The 13,205-nt window shown below is 69.5% G+C and carries 7 protein-coding genes; 4 read left to right on the top strand and 3 right to left on the bottom strand.

Annotated elements, in window-relative coordinates; genetic code table 11:
- Positions 1-78 precede the first annotated feature (78 nt).
- The 4 genes from ACIHAX_RS20465 (at position 79) to ACIHAX_RS20450 (ending at position 5,560) form a co-directional block, all read left to right on the top strand.
- Complete coding sequence (locus ACIHAX_RS20465; protein ID WP_356962016.1) at positions 79-1,755, top strand: fumarate hydratase; 1,677 nt, start codon at positions 79-81, stop codon at positions 1,753-1,755.
- Positions 1,756-1,892: 137 nt separating this feature from the next.
- The gene (locus ACIHAX_RS20460) at positions 1,893-2,375 is read left to right on the top strand and encodes a hypothetical protein (protein WP_397279040.1); all 483 of its coding nucleotides are present in this window, start codon (positions 1,893-1,895) and stop codon (positions 2,373-2,375) included.
- 712 nt (positions 2,376-3,087) lie between these two features.
- A complete protein-coding gene (locus ACIHAX_RS20455; RefSeq protein ID WP_397279038.1) occupies positions 3,088-4,872 on the top strand; it encodes an ABC transporter ATP-binding protein in 1,785 nt (594 codons plus the stop codon).
- A 268-nt stretch (positions 4,873-5,140) separates the two neighbouring features.
- The gene (locus ACIHAX_RS20450; protein ID WP_397279106.1) at positions 5,141-5,560 is read left to right on the top strand and encodes a M15 family metallopeptidase; all 420 of its coding nucleotides are present in this window, start codon (positions 5,141-5,143) and stop codon (positions 5,558-5,560) included.
- Between the two features lie 262 nt (positions 5,561-5,822).
- On the opposite strand, the gene ACIHAX_RS20445 is transcribed toward ACIHAX_RS20450, so the two are convergent.
- From ACIHAX_RS20445 to ACIHAX_RS20435, 3 genes are read right to left on the bottom strand one after another with little or no spacing between them, the layout of a single operon-like run.
- A complete protein-coding gene (locus ACIHAX_RS20445; protein WP_397279036.1) occupies positions 5,823-10,013 on the bottom strand; it encodes a TIGR02680 family protein in 4,191 nt (1,396 codons plus the stop codon).
- 3 nt (positions 10,014-10,016) lie between these two features.
- The gene (locus ACIHAX_RS20440; protein ID WP_397279034.1) at positions 10,017-11,441 is read right to left on the bottom strand and encodes a TIGR02678 family protein; all 1,425 of its coding nucleotides are present in this window, start codon (positions 11,439-11,441) and stop codon (positions 10,017-10,019) included.
- Complete coding sequence (locus ACIHAX_RS20435; RefSeq protein WP_397279104.1) at positions 11,441-13,090, bottom strand: TIGR02677 family protein; 1,650 nt, start codon at positions 13,088-13,090, stop codon at positions 11,441-11,443. The genes ACIHAX_RS20440 and ACIHAX_RS20435 overlap by 1 nt, the downstream gene beginning before the upstream one ends.
- Positions 13,091-13,205 lie beyond the last annotated feature (115 nt).

Below are 13,205 nucleotides of genomic sequence, written 5' to 3'. Positions count from 1 at the left end.
GGCGGTGACTAGGCTCGCTGTGCTCGTGACCAGCCCGGCCGTTCGCGGTGTTCGGGCCCGTTCGAAGGAGTGCGACTGGTGACCGCGCCGGAGTTCCGTTATTCAGACCTGCTGCCCATCGGCGCGGACGATACCCCCTACCGGTTGCTCACGACGGAGGGCGTCAGCACGTTCGAGCACAACGGGCGCACCTTCTTGCAGGTCGCCCCGGAGGCGCTGCGGCTGCTCACCGAAACGGCGATGCACGACATCAGTCACTTCCTGCGTCCGGCGCATCTGGGCCAGTTGCGCAAGATCATCGACGACCCCGAGTCCAGCGGCAACGACCGCTTCGTCGCGCTGGATCTGCTCAAGAACGTCAACATCTCCGCGGGCGGCGTCCTGCCGATGTGCCAGGACACCGGCACCGCGATCGTGATGGGCAAGAAGTCCGAGGGCGTGCTGACCGGCGCCGACGACGCGGAATGGATCAGCAGGGGCGTGTTCGACGCCTACACCAAGTTGAATCTGCGGTACTCGCAGCTGGCGCCGATCACCATGTGGGAGGAGAAGAACACCGGTTCGAACCTGCCCGCGCAGATCGAGCTGTACTCCACCGCGGGCGATCCGGCGAACCCCGCCTACAAGTTCCTGTTCATGGCCAAGGGCGGCGGGTCGGCGAACAAGTCGTTCCTGTACCAGGAGACCAAAGCCGTCCTGAACCCCGCGCGGATGCTGGAGTTCCTCGACGAGAAGATCCGCTCGCTCGGCACCGCGGCTTGCCCGCCGTACCACCTCGCTGTCGTGATCGGCGGCACCAGCGCCGAGTTCGCTTTGAAAACGGCGAAATACGCCTCCGCGCACTACCTCGACAACCTGCCCACCGAGGGCTCGCTGTCGGCGCACGCCTTCCGTGATCTGGAACTGGAGGAAGAGGTCTTCAAGCTGACCCAGTCCTTCGGTATCGGCGCCCAGTTCGGCGGCAAGTACTTCTGCCACGACGTGCGGGTCGTGCGCCTGCCCCGGCACGGCGCCAGCTGCCCGGTCGCCATCGCGGTGTCCTGCTCGGCCGACCGGCAGGCGCTGGCCAAGATCACCGCCGAGGGTGTGTTCCTGGAGCAGCTCGAGCGCGAGCCCGCGCAGTACCTGCCCGAGCAGACCGACGCGATCCTCGGTGGCGACGTGGTGCGCGTGGACCTGAACCGGCCGATGGACGAGATCCGTGCCGAATTGTCCAAATATCCGGTGAAGACCAGGCTTTCGCTGACCGGTCCGCTGGTCGTCGCCCGGGACATCGCGCACGCCAAGATCAAGGAGCGGCTCGACGCGGGCGAGCCGATGCCGGACTATCTGCGCGACATGGCCGTCTACTACGCGGGCCCGGCCAAGACGCCGGAGGGTTACGCGTCCGGCTCGTTCGGCCCGACCACCGCGGGCCGGATGGACTCCTACGTCGACCAGTTCCAGGCGGCGGGCGGCTCGTTCGTCATGCTCGCCAAGGGCAACCGTTCCGCGCAGGTCACCAAGGCGTGCAAGGAACACGGCGGCTTCTATCTCGGTTCGATCGGCGGGCCCGCGGCGCGGCTGGCGCTGGACTGCATCAAGTCGGTCGAGGTGCTCGAATACCCCGAACTGGGCATGGAAGCCGTCTGGAAGATCGAGGTCGAGGACTTCCCGGCGTTCATCGTCGTCGACGACAAGGGCAACGACTTCTTCGCCGAAACGCAGAAGCCGATCGCGCTGCGCGTGCGCACCCGCTCCAAAGAGCGCGTCTGAGTCGTTCTCCGGGCCTGCCTCGGCAGGCCCGGACACGACGATGTCACCCCGATCACCGGGGCGGTGGTGCGGTCGCAGCGAGCACGCTTAGCGAAGAACTTCGTCGATTTCCGCACCGATGCAGGTCGAGGAGAGCTATGAGCACGTCCAGGCCAGTACCGACGGCGTTGTGTATCACCGAGTCGGCCGCCTCCCGGTTGGCCGATCGCGCTGCCCGTGAGGGAACCAGCTGTACCACACTGCTCGATCGGCTGATCCACGAAGGCGTCGACCAGCTCGACCACCCCGGAATCGTTTTCCGCGGCCCGCTGCACGACCGGCGCGCCGCGCTGACGGCCGGTCCGGAGGTTTGGGAAGTCGTTGCGCGCCTGCGCGAATTGGACGGACCGCTGGAACGCCGGATCGCCGTGCTCAGCGCCGAATCGGACCTGCACGCGAGCAAGATCAGGCTGGCGCTCGCGTATGCCCGCGCGCACGGCGGCGAGATCCTGGAGCGGATCGCGCGCAACAGGGAAGCGGCGGAGTCGATTCGCCGGGCAGGTGTGCGGATGACCGCGCCGCCGTCGCGTCCGAGCGCGCTGGGCGGCCCGCCGGGAGTGTGGCCGGTCCGTATCGTCTGATGCGGCCGATCTTCACATGACTGGGGAGGGAATGTGAAATTCCCGACATCTGTGGATGATTCACCCGATTCACGGGCGGCTGGCGGCGCGAGCCACGGCCGCCCGCGGTGTGTCTAAGGCTCGAAATGGTTCGCCGCGCCCGGATCGCGGGGATTCGCGGAATATATCCGTGCTGATGCCTTGGTCCGGGTATGCCTGACATACCGGCCGAAAGGGACACATCGCCTCGCGAAAGTTTCTCGCGGAGGCTCGATCTCATCCCTCCGGTTGTCCACGACAGGGCACAAATCACCCAAAAGTCGCTTATCGGCGGCCAATTCGCGATTGGTAGCAGGTTGATGCCGTAGTGATCCACAACACATCCACAGATTGTGGACATCACTCGTTCCAGGATGGGCGAAATGTTTGCCGCAAGAGGACAATTGGCCGCATAACGGACATAGCAGATGGACATTATCCCAAGTTGTGGAGTTTTCTGTGGAATTCGCTGACTGTTGTCCACACGTGCAGTGCGCTGCATGTGGAGTAGTGCGCTAGTTGGATGCCCCGGCTGAAGTCGATCTTGTGTCTCACAACACGCCGAGGCGGAAGCGGACGTTTTGTCCGCCCACGCACCGTTCGAAGCCGGAATGAACTTGTTCGCCTACCCTGAACCGTACGACTATGGCAGTAGATCGATATCTGCTTCATCGGTCGGACACAGGGGGGTGAAGTGTCGGAATTGCGGCGCGAAGACCGAGTTCGGTATCGCGATCTGGTCGCTCTACTGCGGCGGCACGCAAGGGAAGTCGGTGCCGGTGCCGTGCTGCTGTTGGCGGGTACCGGCGCGGGCCTCGTGCAGCCTTGGGTGACCATGCGGATCATCGACGCGGTAGCCGGTCGGCACGCGATAGCCGGGCTCGTGGCATTGCTCATCGTGGTGTTCGTCGCACAGGCGCTGTTCGAGACCTGCGGCGACTTTCTCGTATCGCGCACCAGCGAACGAGTGGTATTCGATCTGCGTGCGCGTGTCGTCGAGCGCTTGCTGCGGGTGCGAATGCCGGCACTGGACCGTATGCGGATCGGGGATCTGACATCCAGACTGGGCGCCGATACCTCGGCGATGCGCGAGCACGCGGTGACGAGCGTGGTGCAGTTGGGAATAGCGGTGGTCTCGGCGATCACGGCGTTGGCGGCCATGGTCTGGCTCAGTCCGTTCATGACCGTGGTGACCCTGGTCACCATCGCCACGGCAGGATTGCTGGTGGCGGCTGCTCTGGCGGGGATCAGAACCGCCTCGGAGAGCGCGCAGACCGGTGTCGGAGAACTCGCCGCCGACACCGAACGAGCCCTGAGTTCACTGCGAACGGTGCGCGCGAATTCGGCTGAGGACCGGGAAGCGGCTCGCCTCACCGCGAAGGCGGCCGAGGCGTTGCACAGCGGTGTCCGCGCCGCGCGCATGGAGGCGATCATCCGCCCGGCGAGTTCGGCGGCGGTCAATGGGTCGTTCCTCGCTCTGCTGCTGATCGGTGGTATTCGCGTGGCAGGCGATCGGATGGAAGTCGGTGAACTGGTCGGGTTCTTGCTGTACGCCACATTTCTGGCCACACCGCTCGCCGGCGCCATCTCGCTGCTGGGATCGATACAGAAAGGGATGGGTGCGTTCCAGCGCGTCGCCGAAGCGCTTCGGGTCGACATCGAAGACGACACCGGTACCGAGGGTCGCGCCACGCTGACCGGTCTCGGGAAGGGGCAGGCGGTGGTGCACGATGGGCGGCGCAGACCGGCCACGGTAGAACTCCGTACGCTCACCTTTTCCTATGAGTCGTCACGCCGAGCGCTCGACGAAGTGTCTTTCACGGTGCCGGGTGGCGAACAAGTCGCGTTGGTCGGTCGATCCGGCAGTGGTAAAAGCACGGTGTTGTCCCTGATCGAGCGTTTCTATGAGCCCGATGGTGGTGTGATCCTCCTCGATGGTCACGACGTGTCTCGCCTCCATCTGCCTCCCTATCGGCGTCGTATCGCCTTCGTCGAGCAAGGCGCTCCGATCCTGCACGGTTCGGTGCGGGAGAACCTCACCTACGCTCATCCGCACGCCACCCAGCGGCAGGTCGAGCGCGCGGTCGAGCTCGCTGGTTTCGAGGATGTCCTCGCCCGGCTCGACGGCGGCATGGACGCGCAGGTCGGCGAGCACGGACAGTCCCTGTCGGGCGGCGAGCGGCAGCGTTTGGCGATCGCGCGCGCGTTGCTGACCGAGCCCGACCTGCTTCTGCTGGACGAACCGACGTCGAACCTGGACCCGATCAGCGAGGCGGCTGTCTTGCGGACGTTGCGCGAACTGCGCGGACGTTGCACCGTTCTCGTGGCCGCCCACCGGTATTCGACGATTCGGGACGTGGACAGTGTCGTGGTGCTCGCCGGCGGACGTGTGGAAGCGATCGGAACCCATGACGAGCTGATGGCGTCGAGCGAGTACTACCGCGAGCTCGCGAAGGACACGATCACCGCATCCGCGTGAAGCTCCCGCACCGCCCGGGCTGCCGAGCCGGCTCCGGTGCGGCGGCGACCTGCCTCCTGCCGTGCGCCGGTCACCGCGAAAGTCCTGCGCCGTTAGCGCGGGAGCGCGTTGCGATCGGGGCATATCCGGCATAGGTGATCGCAAGCGATAGCATCGGCGCATGGTGTTCGGGAATGCTGGGCGGAGTCGGGTGGCGGCGGGACTATCGGTGGCAGTGCTTCCGGCGCTGGTCGCGGTCGGTTTTTCGGCGGGGGAAGCGCAGGCCGACATGGCAGTCGCCATCGAGCAGCGCGAGTCGGTGGGCTCGGCGACGGGGACCGAAGGGCTCGATCCCAAGCTGGCGCTGGCCTACACCTTGGCCGAACGCGAGGCGCACGCGCAGGGGGTGCCGCTGTCCATCACGTCCGGGTACCGGACGCCCGCCGAGCAGCAGGCGCTGTGGGAGGACGGTGTGGCGACCTACGGGCCGGACAACGCGCGCCGCTGGGTCCTGCCGCCGGAGGAGTCCACCCACGTGTCCGGAGACGCCGTCGATGTCGGTCCGCAACAGGGCGCGCGGTGGCTCGAGGCGAACGGCTACCGATGGGGGCTCTGCCGCTCGTTCGAGAACGAGTACTGGCATTTCGAGCTGCAGACCGCGCCGGGCACACCGTGCCCGCCCATGCTGCCCGACGCCAGCGTGCGGTGATCGGGTCGGTTCGGCAGAATACGACCACTTCGAAAACCATTGGCGGCGCTGCGAATCGCCCATCCCGTACGCGAGCTGACCGGCGTGGGAACCAGCCGCGCACGCTGACTGCCGCTGCTGCGGCGCGCTGGACCGCCGGGTCGGGAACGGCGGTGGGCAGACTGCCGTCGATGAGCAGATCCCGCCCGTAGTCGTTCCCTGCTCGACGCGGCCTGCTGCGACCTCCCGGACCGAGCCGTCGATCAACCCGGCCCGGAGGCGATCAGCTCACCGGCGTGAGTTCCAGCCCGCCCTCGATCGTGGTGGGAAGCCTGCGCCGATCGGGGGAGCCGAGCGCGGCGGTGAGATCCGTTCCGTCGTGTTCGGCGAGCAGGTCGCCGCTGTCCCACACCAGCAGTGTCGCGCTGACGGTGTTCTCGGCCGCCGAGTGCGCCAAGTCATAGTGTGCGCACGCCGGGACGTGCGGATAGGTGATCCACAGGTCGTAGCCGGTCATGAACAGATCGAGGTCGAATTGCACACTCAGTCCGAGCAATTCGCTGCGGCCGTTGTCGTCGACGCCCGCGAACGCCTCGTCCAGGGCCAGTAGGCGCGGGGCCTGCGGGTCGGCGGAATCGAGCATGACGTGCGCCGCGGCGAACAGCGGCAGGTGCAGCGACACCGACTGCTCGCCGCCCGACAGCGCGCTGTGCCTGGCCACGGTGAGCTTGTCCTCGCTGCCGTCGGCGGAGATCAAAGTGAACGAGAACACCCGCCAGGTGCGATAATCCAGGGTCGCGGCCAGGATCTCGGGGTAGGAGCGTTCCGGGTGCGCCGCCCGCGCCGCCCTGATCTCGGAGGCGAAGTGCGCCCGGATCGCCGCGAGATCCTCCGCGGTCAGCGCCGACGCGTCCCGGTCGAGCAGCTTGCACATTGCCCGCGCCGCGTCGGACAGGCTGTCGGCCAGCACCCAGTGCACGCCGATGGTGTTGCCCGAGGACATCCGCCGCTGCTTCATCTCCGCGCCCATCCTGGCGATGAGATCGCGCGCGTCGCTGGTGCGTTCGTGGATCTGCTGGGCCAGGCCGGTCAACAGGGCATCCTCCAGGATGCGGCGCTCGGCGTCGGTGAGCAGCAGTTCCTGATCCCGCCGGGCGGCGTCGACGCGGGCGGCGAAGTCGGCCAGCGCGGAAGCCCCGTGTTCGTCGTGCACCTGGACGACGGTGAGGCCGTCGGCGGCGTCCCATTGCAACCGGTAATCGCGGCCCGAGCCGGCCAACGCCGCGTCGAACTCCTGCAACGCCCCGGTCACCGCCGTGCGGGTGGACTTGCGCGTCGCCTCGCTCACGCGCACCGCTGCCGTGGCCGCCGAGAGGCTGTCGAACAGCGCGGCGACTTCGTCCGGCAGCACCCGCGGTGATGCCTCCGGCCCCGCCGTCGCGATCCGGTACAGCAGTTGCTCGGGCGTCGACCACGCGGCGTCGCTGCTGGGCCAGCGGCCGTCGGCGGGGGCGCCGAGCAGCGTGAGCAGATCCGGCTGAGCGTATGGCGCGAGGGCTTTCACCTCCGCCAGCACCTCGGTCAGCGCGGTGGCCAGCGACTCGTGCGCGGTACGGTAGGCGGCTTCGGCGTCGCCGACCGCCTCGATGGCCTGGTTGGCGGCCTTGCGCGCGGCCTTCTGCTCGACCTTGGTCGCCTCGATCCGCTGCCGGGCCTGCTCCAATTCGCGGTCGATGTCGGCCGTGCCTGCGCCGAGGGCATCGCGCAGGGTCTCCAGTTTGCGCAATTGCTCCTGGTATCCGGTGCGCGCGGCCTCGGCCTCTTCCGCGAACGCCTCGGCCAGGTCGGTGGCTTCGGTCAAGCGGTCGTCGGCTTCGCGTTCGCGCTCTCGTTCCCGCTCGTGGTCGCCGCGCAACCGCAACAATCCCGTGCCGGTGTTCTCGAAGTGCCGGATGGCGGCGGCGAGGGCGTCGATCTCGCGCGCCGTGCGCGGTGTGCGGTGTGCGGTGGCGGCGGCGCGCAGTTTCTTCTCCGCGGCGGACACGTCCGCGACCGCCTGGTCGAGTTCGCGCTCGGCGTGGGCGGCGGCCTCCGCACGCGACCGCAGCACGCCCGCGGCCTCGGACACCGCGCGCAGCGCCGTGGTCACCGCGGTCGGACGCGGAAGCGCTTTGGCGGCGGCGGAGATTCGCGCGAGTTCGGCGGTGGCGGCGGCCTCCCGCTGTCCGGCGGCGCTCCGGTCCGCCTCGGCGGCCGCCACGGCCGCGGTCAACTCGGCCGAGCGGAGCTCGCGGCGTCTGGCTCGCGCGGTGGCGCCGATGAATTCCGCGTCGGTCTTGCGGTGGCGGCCGATCTGCACGCCTTGCCGGAACGCGCCGTTCGCTCCGATCGTCACCGCGCCGCTCGGCTCGCCCGCGTCCTCGTGCAGGGCGATGGAAGCGAGCACATCGGCCACGACCTGCCGCGGCACCGTCAGCGTGTCCGAATCGTCTTCCACGATAAGCACGTCGGCGAGCGTGCGACCGGCCGGGCGGTCCGATGCGGGCAGCGGCAGCAGGAACTGATCGGATTCGTAGTCCGGCGGCAGCTCGCCTTCCGGGCACACCCAGGCGTCCAGCAGATTCGCGGCGTGCAGCGCGGCCTCGATGCCCGCGGCGGTCTCGGGCGGCACGTCGTCGGCGAAGCGCACCAGCCGCCACAGCGCGGCGCCGGACCGGTCACCGGTCCGGCCGGAGCGGCCCGCGAATACCGGCGGCGCGTCGTCGCGCCGGGCCGCGACCCGCTCGAGTTCGGCGGTCAGCTCCTCGACGTGTGCCGTGGCCGAGGCCACCTGGGCGCGTGCCTCTTGGCGGCGGGTGCGGATCTCCTCGAGCAGGGGTTCCGTGCGATCGGCCAGCACCTCGGCCACGGTGGGCGCATCCGAACCGGCCTCGGCCAGCGCCGAGTTCAGCGCTTCCAACAGGCCGGAGCGCACCGGGGTGTAGACCGCGCGGTGCTCGTCCCACCAGGTCCGCAACGCGGCCGCGGCCTCGGAACGGGTCAAGGCGACCGTCGCTTCGGCGTGCGCGACCTCCGCCGCGGCGGCATCACGCAGTTCCCGCGCGCGCTCGGCCAGTCGCTCGGCCCTGGTGCGTTCGGCGGCAGCGGTATCCACCGCGCCCACCGCCTTGCGCACCGCGCGCACATCGACGTCGCGCTCCTCGGCGTGCCCGCGCACCGCCGCGGTGAGCTGCTCGGCCCGCGTCGACTCCGGCAGCGGCGTCCATGCGATCCCCGCCTCCTCGGCGGCGGCGCGCAGATCGTCCTCGCCGCGGGCGAGCGCGGCGGCGGCGGTGCGCACCGCGGTGCGTGCGCGCTCGGCCTCCTGGGTCCGCTGGTCCAGGGTCTGGCGGGACTTGAGCGCCTTGTCGGCGTGCACGCCCGCCGAGGTCTCCAGGCGACGCACCGCGTCGGCCAGGTCGTCGAGCTGCTGTTTACCCTCGTAGGCGCTGGAACGCTGGAGATTCTCCCGGTCGGCGATGGCCTGCTCGTAGGCGCGGTCGGCGTCCTCGGCCCGAGCCTCGGCCGTGGCACGCTCGGTCTCCCTGCGCTCGCGCAGCGCGGTGGCGGCGAACAGCGCGGTGCTCGCGTGGGTCACCGCGTCGAGCCGCGCCCGCACCTGGTCGACATCCGTCTTCGCTTGAACCGCAAGATATTTGCGATACACCTCGACGAAAGCCCTGGTCGCCGTGTCGGCGTGCACCAAACCCTCCAGGGTCCTGCCGACCTCCTCCATATCGCTGAACGAGCGAGCGGCGTCCAGGATCAGTTGCTCGTCGAGCGGGCGCAGGCCGTCGGTGAGCGCCTGCGACAAACCGCGCGGGTCGAGGTTCTTGGCCAGCTGCGGGCGGCGCAGCGTGAGGATCAGATTGATCAGCTGGTCGTAGCGCTGCGTCCCGAGGCCGAACATGCGCGCGTCGATCGCGTTGCGATAGTCCACCGGCCGGTCGACGATCGAGTCGGTGCCGATCTGCTCGGCCAGCTGCTTGCGGGTGAACGGCCGATCGTCGGGGCCGATCAGGGAGAAGTCGATCCCGACCCGGCCGTCGGCGACGAAATACCAGCGGGTCACCTTGTCCGAGGAACGGGTGGCGCGCATGCCGATGCCGACGGTGACCGCCTCGGGGTCTTCCCAGCGACCGCGCGCGAACTCCATCCAGACATAGGAGTAGGCCGAGTCCTGCTTGCGGTAGAGGAGGTTCGACTTCATCGTGCGTTCCTCGCCCGCGAACGGGTTCAGCCTGCGCGGCTCGATCCGTCCGTCCAGAACGAAGGGGAACAGCACCTCCAGCGCTTTGGTCTTGCCCGACCCGTTCGGCCCGCGCAGGACCAATCTGCCGTCCGCGAAACAGAACTCCTGGTCGCGGTAGTCCCACAGGTTGACGATCCCGGCGCGGGTGGGGGTGAACCGCACTCCGCCGTGAATGAGCGACATTCGTCAGTTCCCTTCCGTCCCGGTGCCGCCGGGCCCGTAGGTGTCGGCCGCGGTGACGAACAGCTCCGCGGCCCGCTTGGTGCGGACCGTGACGACCGCGCCACGGTAGCGGGCCAGTGCGGGCAGCACGAGCAGTCCGTCCTCGACCATCCGGATCAGCCGCAGCCGTTCCAGCAGCGCCACCACCTCGGTGGTGAGGCGAGGAACGTCGGCCTGCCATTGCGCGGCGAACGTCGTGCCGTAGCGATCGGCCAGCGCCTGCACCGTCTCATACAGCCAGGCCCGGTCGATCAGCGGATAGCCTGTCGCGACGGACCGGTCTGTCTGCTCCGCTGCATCCGTCGCCGAATCCGGTTCGGGGGCGGACGGATCCGGCGAACGCGGCTCCGCGAGCGGCACGAACAGCGTGGATTCGGGAATGGCTTCATCGAGCTGGTCGGCCAGTGCCGCATCCGTGTCCGGGCCGGCGTGGCGCCGCGGCAGCGGGTGATCGATGTCCAGCACGCGGTCGGCGATCTCACCGGCCAGGAGCAAGGCGACCTGCGCGAGCGTCCCGGTCCCCGGAAAGCGGACGTCCGACAGCCGCCCCGAGGTGTCGATCAGCGCCACGCCCTCCGCGCGGCGTTCGGCGCGCAGCCCGGTGAACAGTTCGACCTCCGCGACGATCCGCTCCTGGGCGAGAACAGGACGCTCTTCGGGTGCGAGATCCTCTGCGTACACCACCGGCTGCTCCACCAGCGCCCTGCGTACCCGGCGGGCGATTTCGGCGGTGGTCGTCGCGTGCGCGGAAACACCGCCGACCATGGGCTCTTCGGTGAGCAACCCGCGCACGCCGTGCAGATGTTGCAGGGCCCGCGGCGGCCGGAACAGCGCGAAGACGACCGGCCGGTCGATGTCGTAGAGCGCCTCACCGGCCTCCGGATCGCTGGCCCAGCCGCCCGCGTCGCCGTCGGCCAGGCCCAGCGCGCCGCGCACGGTCAGCCAGCCCACCGCGTCGACGAACGCGTCGCGGTCGGCGGCCCGGTCGGTGGCCAGTTCCAGTCCCTCCACCCGGTTCGCGTAGGCGGCGACCTGATCGGCCAGCTCCGACAGCGTGATCTGGTCCCCGGCGCGCCCCAGCGCGGCCAGCGCGAGAGCCAGGTAGGCGTAGCGGCGGCGGTCGAAGACGCGCTCGGCGGCGGTACGCGCGGGCCTGCCCGCGTCCAGGCGGTCGGCGACCGGGAAGACCCGCGCGGTGGTCTCGGTGACTTCCAGGCGGTACCCGAACAATTCGGCGAGGTCCTCGCGCAGCTCGGTGGCCCAGCGCCGGATCAGCGGCAGTGCGATCCGGTCCGGATAGGCGCGGGTCACCAGGTGGTTGGCCAGGACGACTCGGGCGGCGCGTTGGTAGTTGTCCAGGGCGAGCGCATCGATGGTGTGTGCGTGCATCAGCCGTGCTCCCCGCGCGGGCGGGACCGTGTTCCGGCGGTCTGCTCGATCTTCAGTGACCGGTTGTTCAACCGCAGCAGTCCCCGGGTGGTGCGCACGACGGTCGGACCGTCGTGCTCGGACACCGTCAGGGTGACGCCGCTGTCGGAGCCGGTGGTGCCGGCCACCCGGCCGCGCACCGGAACCCACGCGGTGGACGCGGCGTCCAGCAGCCGCAGCAGCACCTCGGTCTCCCGGTCGTCCAGCACTCGTTCGTGCACGTCGCCGGACGCCAGCGACCTGGCGGCCTCCGCGCGGGCCCGCTGCGCGTCCAACTGCGCCTCGCGCAGACGCCGGATACCCGCGTCGTTGCGGTGGATACGGGCGGGCGCACCCGCGGTGGGCGGGCGTCCGGTCTCGGCGAGCGTGCGCGAGATCTCCAACGGCGGTGCGTCCCACCAAGATCGAATCGCCGGAATCACGTCGGCGTCCGGGTGCTCCATCGCCAGGTGCCGCGGCTTGCCCAGCCCGAACACCGCGTCGAAGAGCGCATGGGCGCTGTCCACGGTCGGCGCCGCGGTGAACCAGCCGGCCAGATGCCGCAGCGCCGACTCCCGGCTGACCCCGCCGCGCCGCGTCTCGGTGACCCGCCGCAGCAGCGACAGCACCGCGGCGATCGCGCTCATGGTGGCCTCACGCAACCGCTCGGCCTCCGTCGTCCCCGCCTGTTCACCGCCGGACGCGACGAACCAGGTCCGCAGTCCGTCCCACCTGGCCTGCCAATCCGACCGGCGTTCCTCGACACTCAGCAGCACCCGCTCGTCGCAGCGCGCCGCCCGGCCGATCAGGTCGTCGACGCCGGTCTCCTCGATCTCGGCGATCGCGGCCGCCAGCCGCGGGGTGAACCGGGCCAGGTCGAGGCTGAACTCCCGCATGTGCGCCAGCAGGGCGTCCTTGTGCGCGAGAAACGATTCCGGGGTGATCTCGGTGGTGCGAACCAGGTCGCCGAGCCCCAGATAGAAGTGCGCGGCGCGGGCGGCCAGGTCGGATAACGCGATGTCGAGACGGCGCAGCGTGCGGTAGACGCGTTCGGCGTCACCCGCCCGGTTGGCCTCGGCCAGGGTGTGCAGATCGGCCAGCAGTTCCGGCAGCACCAGGCGCGACAACGAAGCTTCGTCGAGGCGGGCGCTGAGCACACCGGCGACTGCCTGGTAGGCCTGGAAACCAGCCTGGGAGAACTGGTACACGTAGTGCCGATTACGATATTCGGCCAGCGTCGCGGCGCGGGTTCCGTCGTAACTGCGCTCCAGCATGCCCCACTGGTGCAACTGGTCTAGCAACGGGCCGATCTCGGCCGCGGTCAGCGGGGGGGCCGCGGGTCGGCCGGGTGTCTCCGGGGACCGGTCCGGCGCACCGGTTTCCGGCTCGCCCCCGGGTGGATCCGACGGACGCGTGCGCGCTTGCGCCGGATCCACGCCGGCATTCGTGACCGGTTGGTTCGCAGTGACCGGATCGGGCGTGTGCGGCGTGTTCCCGTTGCGGTCGATCCACTCCGCGACGTCGTCCGCGTGCAGCAGCACCACGTATGCTGCCCGCGCGCCGTCGAACGCGCGCAGCACCCGGAGGTAATCGGCGCGCCGCTCGGCGGTGGCGAAAGAGAACAGCCGCAGCCGGTCGTCCCAGTGGGCGTCGGCCCAGCCGTCATCGGAGTCGGTCACCGGGAACAGGGTAGTAGCGGGCCGATCGCCACCCGCACGACGTTCCGGTGTTCGGCGTGGCCGCGTC

The sequence above is a fragment of the Nocardia sp. NPDC051929 genome (assembly GCF_044548645.1).
Taxonomy (GTDB): domain Bacteria; phylum Actinomycetota; class Actinomycetes; order Mycobacteriales; family Mycobacteriaceae; genus Nocardia; species Nocardia sichangensis.
Note: the sequence above shows the minus strand (reverse complement) of the source record. Positions and strands in the feature narration are given on the sequence as shown.

Bases quoted from the DNA above. Each gene is read 5' to 3' on its own strand.
- ACIHAX_RS20460 (WP_397279040.1), top strand. From the start codon at position 1,893: ATGAGCACGTCCAGGCCAGTACCGACGGCGTTGTGTATCACCGAGTCG.
- ACIHAX_RS20450 (WP_397279106.1), top strand. From the start codon at position 5,141: ATGGCAGTCGCCATCGAGCAGCGCGAGTCGGTGGGCTCGGCGACGGGG.
- ACIHAX_RS20445 (WP_397279036.1), bottom strand. From the start codon at position 10,013: ATGTCGCTCATTCACGGCGGAGTGCGGTTCACCCCCACCCGCGCCGGG.
- ACIHAX_RS20440 (WP_397279034.1), bottom strand. From the start codon at position 11,441: ATGCACGCACACACCATCGATGCGCTCGCCCTGGACAACTACCAACGC.